14 protein-coding genes are annotated in these 18,181 nt (G+C 73.3%); 9 read left to right on the forward strand and 5 right to left on the reverse strand.

The window, feature by feature from the left end:
• Nucleotides 1-10 precede the first annotated feature (10 nt).
• Both ACZ7RU_RS13955 and ACZ7RU_RS13960 read right to left on the reverse strand, forming a co-directional pair.
• Nucleotides 11-868: a sterol desaturase family protein gene (locus ACZ7RU_RS13955; RefSeq protein ID WP_470341148.1), complete on the reverse strand. Its 858-nt coding sequence runs from the start codon at nt 866-868 to the stop codon at nt 11-13.
• Nucleotides 869-1,187: 319 nt separating this feature from the next.
• The gene (locus ACZ7RU_RS13960) at nt 1,188-2,621 is read right to left on the reverse strand and encodes a helix-turn-helix domain-containing protein (protein WP_470341149.1); all 1,434 of its coding nucleotides are present in this window, start codon (nt 2,619-2,621) and stop codon (nt 1,188-1,190) included.
• A 344-nt stretch (nt 2,622-2,965) separates the two neighbouring features.
• Between ACZ7RU_RS13960 and ACZ7RU_RS13965 the strand changes: the two genes are divergently transcribed.
• A complete protein-coding gene (locus tag ACZ7RU_RS13965) occupies nt 2,966-6,172 on the forward strand; it encodes a M28 family peptidase (protein WP_470341150.1) in 3,207 nt (1,068 codons plus the stop codon).
• Nucleotides 6,173-6,279: 107 nt separating this feature from the next.
• Here ACZ7RU_RS13965 and ACZ7RU_RS13970 read toward each other — a convergent pair whose 3' ends face one another.
• Entirely contained in the window at nt 6,280-7,389 is a 1,110-nt protein-coding gene (locus ACZ7RU_RS13970; protein ID WP_470341151.1) for a hypothetical protein, read from the reverse strand.
• Nucleotides 7,390-7,995: 606 nt separating this feature from the next.
• Between ACZ7RU_RS13970 and ACZ7RU_RS13975 the strand changes: the two genes are divergently transcribed.
• The 3 genes from ACZ7RU_RS13975 to ACZ7RU_RS13985 all read left to right on the forward strand — a co-directional run bounded on the left by ACZ7RU_RS13975 (nt 7,996) and on the right by ACZ7RU_RS13985 (nt 11,904).
• Complete coding sequence (locus ACZ7RU_RS13975; protein WP_470341152.1) at nt 7,996-9,234, forward strand: cytochrome P450; 1,239 nt, start codon at nt 7,996-7,998, stop codon at nt 9,232-9,234.
• A 145-nt stretch (nt 9,235-9,379) separates the two neighbouring features.
• Nucleotides 9,380-9,886 (forward strand): carboxymuconolactone decarboxylase family protein, encoded by a 507-nt coding sequence (locus ACZ7RU_RS13980; RefSeq protein WP_470341243.1) that lies wholly within the window; start codon nt 9,380-9,382, stop codon nt 9,884-9,886.
• A 179-nt stretch (nt 9,887-10,065) separates the two neighbouring features.
• Entirely contained in the window at nt 10,066-11,904 is a 1,839-nt protein-coding gene (locus ACZ7RU_RS13985; protein WP_470341153.1) for a penicillin-binding transpeptidase domain-containing protein, read from the forward strand.
• A 113-nt stretch (nt 11,905-12,017) separates the two neighbouring features.
• Here the strand turns inward: ACZ7RU_RS13985 and ACZ7RU_RS13990 are convergent, their stop codons facing one another.
• Nucleotides 12,018-12,311 (reverse strand): hypothetical protein, encoded by a 294-nt coding sequence (locus ACZ7RU_RS13990; protein ID WP_470341154.1) that lies wholly within the window; start codon nt 12,309-12,311, stop codon nt 12,018-12,020.
• 239 nt (nt 12,312-12,550) lie between these two features.
• On the opposite strand from ACZ7RU_RS13990, the gene ACZ7RU_RS13995 reads away from it, so the two are divergent.
• Complete coding sequence (locus tag ACZ7RU_RS13995) at nt 12,551-13,459, forward strand: UTP--glucose-1-phosphate uridylyltransferase (protein WP_470341155.1); 909 nt, start codon at nt 12,551-12,553, stop codon at nt 13,457-13,459.
• A 54-nt stretch (nt 13,460-13,513) separates the two neighbouring features.
• Here ACZ7RU_RS13995 and ACZ7RU_RS14000 read toward each other — a convergent pair whose 3' ends face one another.
• Nucleotides 13,514-14,764, reverse strand: a complete 1,251-nt coding sequence (locus ACZ7RU_RS14000) for an FAD-dependent monooxygenase (protein ID WP_470341156.1) — start codon at nt 14,762-14,764, stop codon at nt 13,514-13,516.
• A 368-nt stretch (nt 14,765-15,132) separates the two neighbouring features.
• On the opposite strand from ACZ7RU_RS14000, the gene ACZ7RU_RS14005 reads away from it, so the two are divergent.
• From ACZ7RU_RS14005 to ACZ7RU_RS14020, 4 genes are all read left to right on the forward strand, one after another.
• A complete protein-coding gene (locus ACZ7RU_RS14005; protein ID WP_470341157.1) occupies nt 15,133-15,465 on the forward strand; it encodes a hypothetical protein in 333 nt (110 codons plus the stop codon).
• A 113-nt stretch (nt 15,466-15,578) separates the two neighbouring features.
• Nucleotides 15,579-17,156: a peptidoglycan-binding protein gene (locus ACZ7RU_RS14010; RefSeq protein WP_470341158.1), complete on the forward strand. Its 1,578-nt coding sequence runs from the start codon at nt 15,579-15,581 to the stop codon at nt 17,154-17,156.
• Nucleotides 17,157-17,188: 32 nt separating this feature from the next.
• Entirely contained in the window at nt 17,189-17,647 is a 459-nt protein-coding gene (locus tag ACZ7RU_RS14015; RefSeq protein WP_470341159.1) for a protease inhibitor I42 family protein, read from the forward strand.
• Nucleotides 17,644-18,048 (forward strand): hypothetical protein, encoded by a 405-nt coding sequence (locus ACZ7RU_RS14020; protein WP_470341160.1) that lies wholly within the window; start codon nt 17,644-17,646, stop codon nt 18,046-18,048. Before ACZ7RU_RS14015 ends, ACZ7RU_RS14020 begins: the two co-directional genes overlap by 4 nt.
• Nucleotides 18,049-18,181 lie beyond the last annotated feature (133 nt).

The following is an 18,181-nucleotide window of genomic DNA, read 5'->3' on the forward strand; positions in this document are numbered from 1 at the left end:
GGGCCGGGGTTCAGACGGACTGCTCGGTGGTCTTCGCCCGGCGCCAGGGGTGCAGCAGAGTGGCGCCGAGTTCCCCGGTGGCGGGGAACGCGGCCGGGTCGGTGAGTCCGACGGCCTTCGGCACTCTGCCGGGCCGCCAGGTGAAGCTCCCGAACACGTGGTCCCAGAGCGAGAGATCCGAGGCGTAGTGGCCCGCTTCGGTGAGGTCGGTGCTGTGGTGCAGGCGGTGGAGTTCCGGGCCGGCCAGGACGTGGCCGAGCAGTCCGATTCGGACGTCGATGTTGGCGTGGACGAAATACCCCTGAGCAAGCACGAATATTCCGACCACGAACACCGAATCCGGCGAGAATCCGATCAGCGCCAGTGACAGTTGGACCACGGACTGCGCGACGAGGACGTCCAGGAAATGATTCACGCCGTTGTTCGCGACGTTCACCTTGTCCGGGACGTGGTGCACCCCGTGCAGCCGCCAGAGCCACCGGTTGCGGTGGGACCAGCGGTGCACGAGGTAGTCGCCGAGCGAACCGACCAGCAGCGCGAGTGGGATCTCCACCGCGAACGGCAGCGCCGGGTGGGCCGGGCCGAGCACCTCCACCAGCGTCGCGACCAGCCCCTGGGCCAGTGCGCCGCCGACCATGCTCAGCACGAAGTAGACGCTGTACCAGCCGAGTTCACGTCGGCTCGGATGCCATTCGGTCCGGTACGGGATCGCCCGCTCCAGGACCGCCAGATATCCGATGACGGCGACCAGGAAGAGCGGGGAGACCCGGTCCGGCGCCCAGTGGAAGCGCAGGGTCGCGACGGCCGTGCACAGCACACCCAGGAGCAGCAGCGGATGGGCGAGCCGGCGGGCAATGGCTGACAGCACGCGCCCCCCGTTCTTCGCGGACTAACGACTGGAAACGTCAGAGACTCTAGCGGCAGACACGCGTCGTGACAGTCATTCGACGTGTTAACTCCATGAATGACCCGATCGGCGGACTATACGCGCACGAAGTTGACGTCTGGACGGCGTGAAGGGGGCGCATTTTCAAGTTGGAGCGGGAATCGGCGGTGTGCGGACTCGGCCGTTCAGGCCCACGGGCGCCGGTGTGCGCCCCTTCCGCGCCGCCCTGCGCCGCTACCGATCCGGCCAACCGGACGGCTCGTCGCCGCGGCTCCGGCACCACCACCGGATCGGTACCGGATCAGGACCGGACCGACTCCACCAGTCGGTGTGCGGCACGGGGCGCATGCGCCGCGAGACGGTCGCGCAGACCGCGCAGCTCGTACTCGACCAGCGCGGGCAGCGCGGTCGCGCCGGTCGCCGCCAGGGCGGGGCCGAGCAGTTCGACGGCCGTCGTGGGGTCGTGCGCGCAGACGTGGCAGTCGGCCGCCCGGACGGTGAAGAGCAGGCGGCTCGACGGCAGCTGGTCCGGGCCCAGCAGGCCGAGGGCGGTCTCGGTGGCGTTCAGCGCCCGGCGGGCCAGCCGCGGGTCGTCGGTGGCCGCGGCGAGGTCGCGCAGGGCGGCGGCCGCCGCGGACTCGACCCGCATCCGCATCGAGGCGATGGAGAGCCACGGCACGTCGACCTCGTCCTCCGCCCCGATGTGGTCGAGGTGCGCCCGGGCCAGGCCGATCTGCCGGACGGTGGCCCGTACGTCGCCGGTGAGCGCGTACGCCCGGGCCCGGCTGATCCGGCCCATCGCGCCGGCCCAGTGCCGGTCCGGGGCGACCCGTTCGATCTCGCGGGCGTAGCCGAGGGCGGCGACCGGGTCCCCGTCCAGCCGGGCCAGGATGCTCATGTCGCTGAGCGTGCCGACCTGGGTGGCCTGGTCGGCGGCCAGCCCGGCCCAGGTGAGGGCCCGGTCGTAGCAGGCCATCGCGGTGGCGTTGCGGCCGTCCTGCATCCGCAGCGCGCCGGCCGCGTGGGCGTGCTCGGCGGCCAGCCGGACCAGCGGGCCGCGCTGCGCGGCGGGGGCGGCGGCGAGCCGGGCGAGCACGGCGCGCAGGGTGCGCTCGACGGCGGCGGCCAGGCCCGGCCGGTCGCCGGTCTCGCCGGAGCGCAGGTGGGCGGCGAGCAGCCCGGTCAGGGCGTGCGCGGTGACGGCGTCCAGCGGGGGCGCGGCGGCCGGGTCGGCGAGCGCCTCGGGGGCGCAGAACTCGGCGTGCAGGGCCGCGAGTTCCCCGCGCTCCGGGACGGTACAGCCCGCGGCGCCGTGCAACGGGCAGAGCAGGCCGTAGTCGGGCAGCCGCGGCGGAGCGGGGGCCGGGAGCGGGACGGGCGCGCCGGTCGGCGCCCCGCCGGGCAGCGGGGGCCGGAGCAGCGCGGGCGGGAGGGCGTCCAGGACGTGGAGTTCGGCGCTCTCGGCGCGCTGGCAGGCGGCACTCAACTCGCCACCGGCGCCGAGGAGGTCGTCGATCCGGTCGGCGATCCGGGGGGTGACCCGGCGGGCGCCGTGCTCGATCCTGCTGACCGCGGTGTGGTCGTAGCCGATCCCGGCGCCGAGCTGGGCCTGGGTGAGGCCGGCCCGGCGCCGCCAGTGCCGCAGCCGGGCGCCGAACTCCCGCCAGGCGTCCTGCCCGCGGCCGGTCGGCGGTGCCGGCACCGCCGCCGCAGGGGCCACACGGTTCCGCTGCACGGCTGCCTCCCCGGGCGCGTCGCCCCCGGCGGCCGGTCGCAGGGCCTGCCGCCGATTCCTGTGATTCCGACGACTCCGATGACTCCGATGACGAGGACGGTACTCGATCGCCACCCGCCCCGTACATGACGTGGTCTCAACCACTTGAAGAAAACCCCAGCTTGACGGAATTTGCCAACCCCTTTCCCGCCGCGCACCAGGCATTGACCCGGGCATGACGCCGTGTGAGGGTTCGGGGCACCCGAGCGCGGACGGTCCGCACGGCCGTCCTCCCCATGCGGCCCTGCGGTGTGCCACCAGCCCTACCGTCCGCGGTCGAGGACCCCCACATGCGAGGAGCCTCGATGCAACGCAGGATTTCCGCGGGCAGGTTGCTGACCACGGCGACCACCCTGACCGTGCTGGCCGGCATGATCGCCGCCACCGCGGGGCCGGCCACCGCCGCGCCCGCCCCCTCCCCGGCCCCGCCGAGCGCGCTGGCCGCGGCCGTGAACGCGGCCGACGCCGCCGCCGCGGCCGGCCTGGACGCCCTGGCCAAGGGCCCCGACGAGACCTACGAACGCAAGTCCGTCACCCCTTGGGTCGCCGGCCTCTACTCCGTCGCCTACGAGCGCAGCTACCACGGCCTGCCCGTGGTCGGCGGCGACGCGGTCGTCCTCGCCGACGCCCAGGGCAGGGTCCGCGGCCTGCAGTCCGCCGCCCCCGGCCCCGTCGGCGGCTCCACCACCCCCCGGATATCCGCCGACCAGGCCGCGAGGACCGCCCGCACCGCGCTCCCGACGGTGGACTCCGCCGATGCCCCCCGCCTGGTCGTCCGGGTCAAGGACGGCCAGGGCTCCCGACTGGCCTGGGAGAGCGTCCTCACCGGGCACCGCGGCGCCACCCCCAGCCGGCTGCACGTCTTCGTCGACGCCGCCACCGGCGAGGTGATCGACAGCTACGACGACGTCCGCGCCGGCACCGTCAACAGCGAGTGGAACGGTCCGTCCCCGAGCATCAGCACCACCAACTCGGGGGGCTCGTACTCGCTGCGCGACCCCAACCGACCGGGCCTGTCCTGCTCCGACTACGGCACCGGCCAGGTCTTCTCCAAGTCCAGCGACACGTGGGGCACCGGCAGCGCCTCCAGCAAGGAGACCGGCTGCGGCGACGCGATGTTCGCGGCCCAGAAGGAATGGGACATGCTCCGCGACTGGCTCGGTCGCAACGGGCACAACGGCAACGGCGGCAGCTGGCCGGTCAAGGTCGGGCTCAACGACGTCAACGCCTACTGGGACGGCAGCACGGTCTCCATCGGCCACAGCCAGGCCAACAAGTGGATCGCGTCCATCGACGTGGTGGGCCACGAGTTCGGCCACGGCCTGGACCAGTACACCCCCGGCGGCGCCAACAACGAGTCCGGCCTGGGCGAGGCCACCGGCGACATCATGGGCGCCCTCACCGAGTCCTACGCCAACCAGAGCACCCCCTACGACGCCCCGGACTACACCGTCGGCGAGATGATCAACCTGGTCGGCAGCGGCCCGATCCGCAACATGTACAACCCCTCGCTGGTGAGCAACAACCCCAACTGCTACTCGGCGTCGATCCCGCAGACCGAGGAGCACGCGGCGGCCGGCCCGCTGAACCACTGGTTCTACCTCCTCGCCGAGGGCTCCAACCCCGGCGGCGGCAAGCCCACCAGCCCCACCTGCAACAACTCCTCCGTCACCGGCATCGGCATCAAGGACGCCGGCCGCGTCTTCTACGGCGGCATGCTCCTCAAGACCAGCGGCATGACCTACAAGCGCTACCGCACCGCCACCCTGACCGCCGCCAAGAACCTCGACCCCACCTGCACCTTCTTCACCCGCACCAAGGCCGCCTGGGACGCCGTCAGCGTCCCCGCCCAGAGCGGCGACCCCACCTGCACGCCGTCCGGGAACAACGACTTCTCGCTCTCGCTCAACCCGGCCTCCGGCTCGGTCCAGCCCGGCGCCTCCACCACCGCGACGGTCGCCACCGCCGTCGCCTCCGGCACCGCCCAGACCGTCAGCCTCACCGCCTCCGGCCTGCCCTCCGGCGTCACCGCGACCTTCAACCCCTCGTCGGTGCAGGCGGGTTCCTCCTCGACGCTGACGCTCGCGGCCTCCGCGGCGGCCGTGGCCGGGACCTACCAGATCACCGTCACCGGCACCGCCGGCTCGACCAGCCACACCGCCCAGTACGGCCTGACGGTCGGTGGCGGGGGCAACCCCGGCGGGCCCGCGCCCGACATCGACGTCGCCAAGGTCCAGGCCCACCTGTCCCAGCTGAACAGCATCGCCAGCCAGAACGGCGGCCACCGCCGGGCGGGCAGTGCCGGGCACAGCCAGTCGGTGGCGTACATCAAGGGCAAGCTCCAGGCGGCCGGTTACAACGTCACCGAACAGACCTGCACCTCCTGCACCTACCAGTCCAACAACCTGATCGCCGACTGGCCCGGCGGCCCGTCCGACCAGGTCACCATGTTCGGCGCCCACCTGGACAGCGTCTCGGCCGGCCCCGGCATCAACGACAACGGCTCCGGCTCTGCCACCCTGCTGGAGAACGCGCTCGCGCTCGCCCAGCAGAACCCCAGCCTGACCCGGCACGTCCGGTTCGCCTGGTGGACCGGTGAGGAGCAGGGCCTCCAGGGCTCGCAGTCCTACGTCGGCCAGCTGAGCTCCGCCCAGCGCTCCGCGATCAAGGCGTACTACAACTTCGACATGGTCGGCTCGACCAACGCCGGCTACTTCATCAACAACATCAACTCCGCGGCCTCCGCGCCGATGAAGGCCTACTGGGACTCGCTGAACCTCAAGCCGGAGGAGAACGTCGAGGGCCAGGGCCGCTCCGACGACTACTCCTTCCAGCAGGCCGGCATCCCGACCTCGGGCTACGCGGCCGGCGCCAGCGACACCAAGACCTCGGCGCAGGCGGCCAAGTGGGGCGGCACGGCGGGACGTTCCTACGACTCCTGCTACCACTCCTCCTGCGACACCACCGCCAACATCGACGCGACGGTGCTGAACCGCAGCGCCGACGGCGTGGCGTACACCATCTGGAAGACCTCGGTCGGCGGCACCACGCCCACCAACGACTTCTCCGTCTCGGTGAACCCGGCCACCGCCACCGTCAAGCCCGGTGAGACCACCACCGCGACGGTCGCCACCTCGACCACCTCCGGTTCGGCCCAGACGGTCAACCTGACCGCCTCGGGCGCCCCGGCCGGGGTGACGGTCTCCTTCAACCCGTCCTCGGTGCAGTCCGGCGGCTCGGCGACGCTCACCGTCGCCACCTCCGCCTCGACCGCCGCCGGCACGTACAACATCACCCTGACCGGGACCGGCTCGGCCACCCACAGCACCAGCTTCTCGCTGGTGGTGGGCAGCGACACGCCGAACCCCGGTGGCACCTGGGCCGCCGGCACCACCTACCAGGCCGGTGACGTGGTGACCTACAACGGAGTCAGCTACCGCTGCCTCCAGGGCCACACCGCCCAGGTCGGCTGGGAGCCGCCGATCGTCCCCGCGCTCTGGCAGCAGGTGTGACCGAGGCGCTCTGACGCCGTGTGAAGCCGCTGCGCCGCGGTCCGTCGAGGGGGACGGACCGCGGCGCAGCCGTGTGCGGGGCCGGATATGCGGGGCCGTACGGGGACTCAGCCTGGGTGGAAGGCGACCCGGACGGTGGCGTCGAACGGGACGATCAGCCCGTTGCCCGTCTCCCAGGTCCAGTCGCGCGGGACCAGGAACATCCGCCCCCCGGCGTGGGCGAGCAGCCGCAGGCCCTCGTAGCGGTAGCGGAACCGCGCGCCCTGCTCCACGTCGGACAGCGCCGTCTCCCGGACCCCGGGCCAGCCCAGGTGGAGGCGCTCCGAGGTGTCCAGGACGACCGCCGGACGCCGGTAGAGGTGGTGGGCGAGCTGCTCGGCGTCGGCCGTGCCCTTCTGCTGGGCGTAGCCGCCGACCGCCCAGTACGAACAGAGCACGATGATCGCGACGCTGATGCCCAGCGCCGCGCGCTCCCCGGGCAGCGGGTACGGCGCGCCGGTGCCGCGCACGTACATCATCCGGGCCAGGACCCCGAGCAGCAGCGCGCCGCCGATCAGCAGCGGGGTGCCCGTCGCACCGGCGTCGAACACCTCGAAGCCGGCCAGGAAGCCGAGCAGCAGCAGCGGCACGACCAGCACGGTCACGGCCAGGCATACCCGCCGAACCGTCCGGGCGCCGCCCCCGCCGGCCCCGGCCACCCTGGTCGCGAGGTGGTAGGCCAGCGCGCCGACCAGCGCCCCGCACAGGGCGACCCCGGCGGGGACGTAGAGCGCGGGCGAACTGCGGAGCAGCAGGTCCTGGGTGGCGAAGCCGATCGTGCCCGCGTCGATGCCGAAGTAGGCGTAGAGCGAGCTGGTGTAGGCGTAGCCGAAGAAGAAGAGCAGCGCGGTGAGGAGGGTGGTCGGGGCGACCCAGGAGGCGAGCTTGGTGATCCAGTCGGTCCAGGAGCGTGCCTCCGGCTGCCGGGGCTCGCCCGGGGGGTCCTCCTCGGCAGGGCTCAGGGGGTGCTCCCGTCGCCGGTGGGGGTCCCGCCGTCGTCCGGGCTCCCGCCGTCGTCGGTGGGGGTCCCGCCGTCGTCCGGGGTGCCGCCGTCGTCGGTGGTGGACCCTTCGTCCGGGGTGATGATCTGCACCGATCCATCGCCCTGGATCCGCTTGGTGGAGTCGTCGGCCGACACCGTGAGGCAGATGGTCCGGGCCTTCGTCTTCGGCTTCCACTGCGGGAGGGTGAACTCGGCCGGCTCGGTCTTGCCGTCGGTCACCTGGACCGTCTGCGCGGCCGGGGTGGCGTACGCCGTGCTGTCGCAGTCGGCGACCTTGCTGATGACGGCCTCGAAGCTGGTCCTCGACGGGAAGGAGAGGCTGATCAGGGCGGTGTTGTCGGTGCCCTGGACGCTCGCCGAGGGCTGGCCGGCGTTGCGGAACCCGCCCTGGTTCGCCTCGTCCTTGGTCCGCTGGTCGTCCGGTTGGCCCGAACCGCTGTTCCGGCCGTTCTGCCCGGCCTGGTTGGCGCCGGTCGAGCCGGAGTCGCCGCCGCCGCAGGCCCCCAGGGCCGGGACGAGCAGGGCGGCCGCCAGCCACCGGGCCGCGCGGCTGGTCCTGCCGCCTCCGAAGTGCCGGGTCCCGGGCATGCGTTCTCCCATCCGCGCAGCGAACAGGGGGCCGGTCGCCCCCGCCGCAGGCTATCCGTGCGCGTACGGCCGGGGCGGGGCCACCGCGCCGCCCCGGCCCGACCGCCACCCGTACGGACCAGCCCGGGACGGTCAGGTCCTAGAGTCTGACCGGAACGGACGAACCGTCAGCAGAACCGGAAGGACCCGACCTGTGAGCACGGACACCCGCCCGGTACCGGAGCTGGCCGCCGAGATCGTCGAGCGGTGGCGGGCCGAGGAGGCCGAGCTCGTCGACCTGCTGGCCCGCGCGCAGCGCGGCGTCGGCGGCGTCGCCGCCTTCCGGCTCGGCCCGACGCCGACCGTCCTGGTCACCGACCCGGCCGCGGTGCAGCACGTCCTGGGCCGCCACCCGGACCGGTACGTCAAGCGCTCGCACCGCGCCCGGATGCTCGTCGGGGACGGCGTGCTGTCCGCCGCCGGAGACGCCTGGAAGCGTCAACGACGGCTGCTGCAGTCGCAGTTCACCGGCACCGGGATGCGCCGCTACGAGCAGCGGATCGCGGCGGCGGCCCGCCGGACCGCCGACCGCTGGGAGGGGTACCGGCGCACCGGGGAGACCTTCGACGTCGGCGAGGAGATGCGCGGCTTCGCCCTGGACACCGTCTGGCGGGCGCTCACCGGGCTGCCGCTGGACGACCGTACGGACCGCGAACTCCGCGCGGTGGAACGGGTGGTGGCCGCGATGCCGACGCTGCCGACCAACGCGGCGGACGCCCGGGACGCCGTCGCCGGGGACCTCGCCCGGATCGACGCGGTGGCCCACGCGGCGATCGACGCGGCGCGCACGGCCGGCCCGACCGAGGAGCCCGGCGTGCTGCGGACGCTGATCGAGGCGGGCGAGCAGTACCCCGAGTACACCGACCGGCTGATCCGCGACGAACTGGTCACCCTGCTCGTCGCCGGCCACGAGACCACCGCCACCACGCTCACCTGGCTGTTCCTGCTGCTGGACCGCTACCCCGAGGCCCGGACGGCCGACCCGCAGGCCCTGGTGAGCGAGACGCTGCGGCTCTACCCCTCCGCCTGGCTGCTCCCCCGGCACGCCGTCGAGGACGACGTCGTCGCCGGGCACCGCATCGCCGCCGGGACGGATGTGCTGGTCTGCCCGTACCTCACCCACCGCGACCCGGCGCTGTGGCCCGACCCGGAACGCTTCGACCCCGCCCGCTTCGCCCCCGGCGCGGACCGCCCCGGGCAGCACGGCGCCTACTTCCCGTTCGGCCTCGGCGCCCGCGCCTGCCTGGGCACCCGGTTCGCGCTGCGCGAGACCACGGCGCTGCTGGAACTCCTTCTGTCGATGGGGCCGTTGGAGTTCCGGTCGCGGCCCGCGGGGGCGGCGTACAGCATCACCGTGCGGCCGGACGGGCCGACGCCGGCGGTGCTGGCCTGAGGGGGTTCCCCGGGGGCGGCGTCGGGCGGCGTCGGACGGCATCGAACCGTGTTCTACGAAAACGGGCCCCGGCTGTCACACATCGGCGCCGCGATCCGTCGGACCGGTGACCGCACTGTTCACCCGCGAGAAGAGGAACGCCACGATGAACGCCCGCCCGATCACCGCCGAGATCCCGCTGCGCCCGCGCCTGGCCCAGGACCCGGTGGAGCTCGTCCCCGAGATCGCCGAGGTCTCGGCCGCCCTGTTCAAGGCCACCGGCAACCACTCGGTCCCCCGCAGCACCATCAGCCTGATCCAGCTGCGGGCCGGCCAGATCGCCGGCAGCACCTACCTGACCGTCCTGCACACCGGGTTCCTGCGCAAGGCGGGCGAGTCGGAGGAGCGGATCGCCTCGGTGGCCGGCTGGCAGGACTCGCCCTGGTTCACCGCCCCCGAGCGCGCCGCGCTCGCCCTGGTCGAGGCCGTCCTCCAGCCCAACCCGCACGGTGAGCGGGTGTCGGACGCGCTGTACGCCGAGGTCGCCGGGTACTACGACGACAAGGCGCTGACCACGCTGATGCTCGCCATCGGCCAGGTCAACTTCTTCACCGCCATCGCCCTGGTCGCCAAGCCCGTCCCGGGCCGCTCCTTCACCGACCCCTGGGCCTGACCGGCCCCGGCGCCCGCCCGGCCTGGGGCCGGGCGGGCCGTCCCGCTGTATGCCGGTCCGTTGTCTCGGCATAGGCTGATCCGCGCCCGAACGGACCTTCGTCCGGTCATCGGGCCTGCGGGCCGACATGCCGGAGGGGGCGCGCCCGCAGCACACGAAGGATCGCGGGGGGCGGAAGCATGTCCGGGGAGCCGAAGAACGAACGGCACGAGGGGAACGACCGGTACGGCGAGGATCACTGGCACGACGACGGGTTCCACGGGCCGGACGGCCACGGCACCTACCAGGGGTACGACGAGCTCGCCGACGACGACGGCCCGTACGACGTCCGTGACGCCTACGACGAGGACGAGGGCGGCGAGGCCCCGCGCGGCTCGACCAGGCGCCGGGTCGCGCTGGTGGCGGCCGGCGGGGTCTTCACCGCCCTGCTGGCGGTCGGCGGCTACGGCGCCTACAACGTGCTGAACGCCGTGACGGACAACGGGGCCTCCGGCGGCGGCCAGGGCTCCGGCGCCCCGGCGCAGACCCCGCAGGTCCCGCCGACCGCCGAACAGGCCGAGTCGGCGGCCAGGGAGTTCCTGGCGGCCTGGAGCCGCGGCGACCTCACGGCCGCCGCCGGACTGACGGACCGGCCGGAGAGCGCCCGGGCCGCGCTGACCTCGTTCCAGGAGCAGGTGGGCGCCCGTTCGCTCGCCCTGACCGGGACGGGCCGCGCGCAGACCGACAGCCCGAGCGAACCGGCCCTCGGCTTCCGGGTGAAGGCCGAGTTCGAGGGCACCCCGGGCGCCTGGGAGTACGACGGCGTGCTGAGCTTCGTCCGGTCCCGGGACGGGCGGCCCGTGGTGCGCTGGCGGCCGTCCGTAATCCACCCCAGGCTCACCACGGGCATGACCATCGGGGTGAAGGCGCTGCCCCACCCGGTGTCCAAGCCCACCGACCGCAAGGGCCGGCCACTGGACACCTTCCCGTCGCTGCGCGCCGTCCTCCCCCAGATCGCGCCGCCGGACGGCGCCGCCGTCGCCACCGGTCGGGCCGTGGTGCTCTCGAACGCCGGCGGAACCGGCGGCGAGCCGGAGCAGCTGTTCGTGCTGACGCCGTCGAGTGCCCCGGAGGTCCGGCTCACCCTGGACGCCGACCTCCAGCAGGTCGCCGAGGACGCGGTCAAGCAGCAGTCGGCGAACGGCAATCCGGCCTCACTGGTGGCCGTCCAGCCGAGCACCGGCAACATCCTGGCGATCGCGAGCGCCCCGCAGGGGGGCTTCAACCGCGCGGTCGCCGGCGGCCAGGCACCCGGCTCGACGATGAAGGTGATCACCTCGGCCGCCCTGCTGGAGGCCGGGGTGACCCCGGACACCGTGGTGCCCTGCAAGGACACCACCTACTCCCCGCGTGCCTGGCACAACGACGAGCGCGGCGACTTCCCGGCCTACACGCTCGCCGACGACTTCTCCCACTCCTGCAACACCGGCTTCATTGACAAGGGCCTGGAGAAGCTCCAGCCCGGCACCCTCGGCAAGGTGGCCCGCGAGCAGTTCGGCCTCGGCCTGGAGTGGCACATCGGCATTCCTAGCCGGGACGGCACCGTCCCGGCGCCCGGCAACAAGGACGAGGCCGCGGCCCAGTACATCGGCCAGGGGCAGATCCAGGTCAACTCGCTGCTGATGGCCTCGGTCGCCGCCACCGTGCAGAGCGGAACGTTCCGCCAGCCCGTGCTGCGCGAGGACGCCAAGCGCGCGACGGCGCCCGGCAGGCTCCCGACCGACGTCGCCCGGGACCTGCGCGCCATGATGGCCAGGACCGCCACCCAGGGCACCGCCCGCACCCCGATGGCCGGCCTGTCCGGCCAGATCGGCGCCAAGACCGGCACCGTCGAGGCCGGCGGACAGAACGACAACAGCTGGTTCATCGCCTACCGCGGCGACCTCGCCGTCGCCGCCGAGGTCGAGGGCGGCGGGCACGGCTTCAGCGCGGCGGGCGTGGCCGCGGCCCAGGTGCTGAAGGCGGGCAGCAAGGGCTGAGCCGGCGGCTCACGGCGGCCGGCCCGAATCCGGCGCCCACCACTCCCCGCGTGCACGTGGGGGCGCGTACGCGGGGGTGGTGGGCGCGCAAGTCCGCTGGCGCGGCGGCGAGTTCAGGCGGAGCCCCCGCCGCGGATCAGGCGGAGGTTCGGCAGGCCGGGATACGGCGGGGTGTGCTCCGCCTCCCGGTCGGTGATCAGGTCGGCCAGCATCCGGGCGCCCCTCGCCCGGAACGCGGCCTTGCGCTCCTCGTCGGCCTCCTCCTCGCCGGGGTAGAGGGCGATGTGGACGGCCCCCTCCTCGCCCTCCCAGGTGTAGCTGCGGTACGGCGGCAGCTCGGGCCGGTCCGTCGCTTCGGGCCCGTCCGTCGCTTCGAGCTCGCCCTTCGCTTCGGGCTCGTTCGTCATGGGGAACCTCCGGTGGTCGTCCTCGGGTGGTCTGCCACCGTGGGCAACGACCCGGGAGCAAAAAGGGCCCGGCCGGTCGCCACTCTCCTCCGTGCCCACGGCACCGCCGGACGGCTTCCGGGGGGCCAACTTCCGTACGCCGACCGTCCACTTAACGACAGGTCGGGCCTTGATAGCGTCGGCACCGTAACGCCGCGTCACCACGGCGCAGCAGCACCGATGAAACGAGAGAGCGTCACATGGCCCCCAGGACGATCCGCCGAGCCGTCATCCCCGCCGCCGGGCTCGGCTCCCGCCTCCTGCCGCTGACCAAGGCGACCCCGAAGGAGATGCTGCCCGTCGGTGACAAGCCGGTGATCGAGCACACCGTGCGTGAGCTGATCGAGAGCGGCATCACCGACATCACCATCGTCGTGAACGGCGACAAGGGCCTGATCCAGGAGCACTTCCGCCCCAACCCCGTCCTGGTCGAGCAGTTGCGCCAGGACGGCAAGGCGGCGTTCGCGGCGGCGGTCGAGGAGGTCGGCGAGCTGTCCCGCAAGGGCCACATCAGCTACCTCTACCAGCACGGCCCGTACGGCAACGGCACCCCGGTGCTCAACGCCGCCCGCCACTTCGGCGACGAGCCCTGCCTGGTGCTCTGGCCCGACGACGTCTTCGTGGCCGAGGTCCCCCGCGCGCAGCAGCTGATCCGGGCGTACGAGCAGACCAACGCGCCGGTGCTCGCGCTGATGCCGATGGCGCCCGAGGACTCCTACCGCTACGGCGTGCCGGTGGTGAAGGAGGACCTCGGCGGCGGCTCGCTGCGGATCACCGGCCTGGTCGAGAAGCCGAAGCCGGTCGACGCGCCCTCCTCCTACGCGGCGATCGGCGGCTACGTCATCACCCCCGGCATCGTCGACGAGCTGCGCGAGCTGACCCTCCGGTGGCACGAGAAGCCCGAGGACGAGGTGTACCTGACCGACGCCATCAACGCCTACGCCGCCCGGCGCGCGGTCTACGGGCAGGTCATCGACGGCACCTGGTACGACACCGGCAACCCCGCCGCCTACCTGCGCGCCCAGTTCGCCGCCGCGCTCGCCAACCCCGAGTACGGCCCCGAGCTGCGCCAGCTCGCCGCGGAGCTCTCCCCGACCGTCGGCCGGTAGGGGCGCGGGACGGGCCGTACCCGACGACCGGGCACGGCCCGTCGGCCCGACCGGTCAGTAGTCCGGCAGGTCGAAGGCGAGGGCCGCCTGGGAGAGCGCCTCCAGCCTCGGGTCGGCCTGTCCGAGGTCCGTGACCATCTGGGACCGGGCCTTCCGGTCCCCGGTCACCTCGAGGATCGCCTGGTTGGCGGCCACGTGGTCGCGCAGCCGCCGCTCGTAGGCGGGGTAGGCCGCGCGGTGGTCGCCGTCGGCCGCGTGCAGTTCGCCCGCTAGGACGTAGGCGGCGGTCAGGGCCACGCTGGTGCCCTGGCCGGTGGCCGGGGAGCAGCAGTAGCCGGCGTCGCCGAGCAGGACGACGCGGTTCTTGGACCAGCGGTCCATCCGGATCTGGGCGATGACGTCGTAGTGGAAGGCCGCCCCGGGCTCCTCCATCGCCTGGAGGAAGCGCGGCAGTTCCCAGCGCGCGTGGGCGGAGCGCTCGGCCACCAGCGCGCGCTGCCGGGCGGGGTCGCGCGGGAGCATGTCGTCGAGCGGCTCGTCGCTGTGGAAGCCGACGAAGACGCGCAGTTCGCGGTTGTCGCGGACGGTCATCGCCATGCAGAACCAGTCCGGGTCGGCGCTGTCCCGGAGGGCGACCTCCCAGCGGTCGAGACCGAGGTGGTTGGGCGCGCTCCAGCCGGCGAGGTAGGTGCCGATGGGGTGCAGGTAGTCCGCCTCGGGGCCGAACACGAGGCGGCGGGTGTTCGAATGCAGGCCGTCGGCGCCGACGACCAGGTCGAAGGACCGCTCGGTGCCGCTGCGGAACCGGACCTCGACGCCCTCCGGGTGCTGCACCAGGGTCTCGATCGAGTCGTCGAAGCGGTACTCGACGCCGGGCCCGGCGCGCCCCGCGGTTCCGGCGGTTCCGGTGCCCTCCGCGCTCTTCTCCGCTCCGACGATCAGCTCGGCGAGTTCGTCGCGCAGGATCTCCACGTCGGGGCCGTCGATCGGCCCGCCGCTGGCCGTCCACTCGGTGGTGCGGCCCACCTCGCGGCCGTCCGCGTCGACCACGGACATCCCGAGCAGCCCGGTCCGACGGGCCCGGGCCTCCGCCAGCAGCCCCATCCGCTCGATCACCGTCAGGGCGGTGCCGCGGATGTCCACCGCCTGCCCGCCGCCGCGCAGCGAGGGGGCCCGCTCCACGACGGTGACGTGGAAGCCGTAGCGGTTGAGCCAGTAGGCGAGCGCGGTGCCGGCGATCCCGGCGCCGGAGACCAGGACCGAGGTGGTGCGCGGGCCGGAGTGCGGGTGGGTGCTGTTCGACATGGTGACCTCCCATGGGTTGTCTGCCTCGTTTCGACCCCAGCCTGGGACGGGCCACTTGCAGGTGGTGGACAGGGCGCTGTCACCGCTGACAGGACACCGGCACCGCGCTGACAGGACGGTGCCGTCGCCGGGCCGGCGCAGCGCCGGCGGCACCGGCCGTGGAGGGGAGTGGACGGGCCGTGGACGGGGCGTGGGCGGGCCGTGAACGCGGCGTCGGCGGCGGTGGTCACCGGATGGTGGACGGTGTGTCATGAATCGGCAACACCGCTCCGACCAGGCGCGATACGAATTGCCCGGGCACCGGAGGGACCGTATGGTGCTCGGACGCCGTCGCGCGGACGGCTCGGGGGACGCACGAGAGGTGAACCATGGCGCAGGGGTCGGGGTACGCGATCCAGGCCGGCGGGGCCGAGGGACAGGCGAAGGCGCTGGACAAGGCGGCCGGCGACGAGGGCAGGATCGGGTCGGCGATCAGCGACCCGATGTGCTACACCGCGGACGTGTTCGGAGGCGAGGACGTCGACCCGGCGTACCAGAACTTCAGCAGCGCCTGGCAGGCGGAGAGCGCGACGATCAAGAGCGCGCTGAGCGAGCTGGCGGGCAAGGTGCGGAGCTCCTCGGCCGGCTACCAGTCGGCCGACGGCACCGTGGTGAAGGACCTGGCGACCGCGGGCAGCGGCGAGTACCGGCCCTTCGGCTGAGGCCGGGCGGCCGACGGGCCGCCGACTGGGCCGCCGCCGGGCAGCGGTGAGAACGAGCAGCACCAGCAGGAACCACACCACGGGCAAGGAAGCAGGGGGGCGAACGAGCCGCCATGGCAGGGGAATCCACCACCCAGCGCTGCAAGGCGCTGAGCGAACGGCTGAAGGACGTCCGCGGGGCGGACAGCAAGAACGACCTGATCTCCGCGATCAAGGGCGCCCTCGCGGTGCACGCCCCGGTCGGGGACGTGGGCACCATCGAGGCCACCGGCAACCGCTACAAGACCGCGGCCGCCGACTCCACCCAGCTCCACCAGGACGTCCTGGCGGTGTCCACCTCCGGGCTGCCGGACGTCTGGACCGGTTCGACGGGCGCGAAGGCCGCCGAGGTGGTGGCCGCCGCCGCCCGCGCCGTCGACCAGCAGACCACCGCGCTGCACAACGGCGGGCTGGCCCTGCTCCACCTCGCGGACGCGCTGCGCACCGCCCAGAGCCAGGACGGCGCCGCGCGTTCCGGGCTCCAGCAGGTGCTGAGCTCGCTGGGCGGCGAGGACGGCTGGTTCGACGACATGGTCGAGTACGACGACGAGGAGGCGGAGCGCAAGAAGGCGCAGCAGGCCGCCGCCCCGTACGTCGAGTCGATGCTGGCCGCCGCCAAACACGCCGACGAGGCGGCCCGGGCCGCGGCCCGCGACCTGAACAAGCTGGCCTCCGAGGCCCGCGCGGGCAAGATGAAGACCAACGCGGTCACCGCCGCCGACAAGATCGTGCTCGCCGAGACCTCCGGTCCGGACGGTCCGACCGAGCTGAACGAGCTGCTGACCGCCAACGACATGAAGCGGTCCGGCGAGTACCTGGACAAGATGAACGAGAAGGACCGGGCGGACTTCGAGAAGCTGCTCGCCGACTCCAAGTCCCCGCAGGAGCGCGCCTATCTGATGAAGGCGCTGGCGGCCGGTCACAACATGGACGAGATCCGCACCTTCCAGGGCAAGATCCACGGCAAGGACCCGGAGTGGCTCCGGACGCACCTGACGCCCGTCCACACCGAGGACGACGACACCACCAGCGGCGGGACCAACGACGACGGCTCCAACCGGAACACGGACGAGGTGACCTTCGACGGCGCCCGCTGGCAGCAGGCGAACACCGAGGGCACCTGCGTCGCCTCCTCCACCGTCACCGCCCGGGCGATGGTCGACCCGCTCTACGCGCTGGACCTGACCGGCGGCCCGACCGGCCAGGAGGACGACCCGGCGGCGTTCCAGCAGCGGCTGCTCGCCGAGCAGCACCGGGTGCACCGGGAGGGCGACGGCGGCGACAACTGGGACGGCATGGGGCCGGACGGCAAGGAGCGGGTGCTGGAGCACGAGGTCAGCCCGCACACCGGCGCCGAGTTCGACTACAAGAAGATGCCGGACGCCGACTCCCGGCGCGAGCTGCTGCCGGACATCGAGAAGTCGGTCGCCGACGGCAAGCCGGTGCCGGTCGGGGTGGAGGGCTACGACAAGGACGGCAAGCGGTCGGGCCACGCCATGATGATCGTCGGCCAGGAGGGCGACATGCTGCAGATCTACAACCCGTGGGGCACCACCACCTGGGTCAGCGAGGACGACTTCGTCAACGGCCGCATGGGCGGGGCCTCGGACAACCGGCTGCCCACCGCCTACGCCGTCCACATGCCGAAGTGACCGGGATGGCAAGGGTGTTCACGAGGAGGCCGATGCGTACGGCGGCGCTGGCGGCCGTACTCGCCGCCGGGCTGACGGTCGGACTGACGGCCTGCGGACAGGAGGGGCCGGGCGGGTCGGGCGGACCGGCCGGCTCGAACCGCGGCCGGCTGCTCGGCCCGGAGGAGCGCTCGGTGACCCTCGCCGTCGGCGAGCGCTTCACGGTCGCCGTCCGGGACAACACCTCGGCCGGCGACCGCTGGAGCGTCGCGGACCCGAAACCGGACGCCGCGGTCGCGGCCCTGGCCGACGAGAAGCTCGACCTCCCGAAGGCGTCGAAGACCTCGGACGGCGTCGGCGGCACCCGCTTCTACACCTTCGAGGCCAAGGGCGGCGGGACCACCGCCGTCACCCTCCTCAACTGCTTCCGCGGTTACTGCAACCTGCCCACCCCCGGCGAAGAGAACAGGAAACTGGTCGTGCGCAACACCTACACGGTGACGGTCCGATGAGCCCCGACGACCGCTTCCGCCCCAAGAGCGACGAGGAGCTGCTCCAGCTCGACGTGCCCGCCATGCTCCGCTACGGCCTGGCCTTCGCGGGGCCGCACCGGGCCGCGCTGTTCGGCGAGGGCGCCATCGCGGCCGCCCTGGCCGCCGACCGGCTGGGGGTCCTGCCCCGGTCGCTCACCTTCCTCGCCGAGGTGGTGCGCAGCGGCGGCGCCCGCTACGCCGCCGACCTCGCCGAACCGCTGCCCGGGGCGGAGCCGGCCCGGCTCGCCCGCGACTGGCTGGGCTCGGCGGCCACCACCGTCACCACCGTCGACGGGGACCAGCTGCTCGCGCGCTGGCTGGAGGCCGTCGCGGAGATCCTCGGCATGCGCCGGGACGTCCGCGCCGGGGCGGGCGGCTGAGCGACGGCCGCTGGGCGGCGGGCGCGTGAGGGGCGGGCACGTGAGGGGCGGGCCGGGTGATCGTTACTGCTTGACAGGGTGCGTAATACTGTAACGCGCTGGTACGCCCACGGATCCCGGCCTCGCGGGCCCG

The sequence above is a fragment of the Kitasatospora sp. NPDC114501 genome (assembly GCF_055633695.1).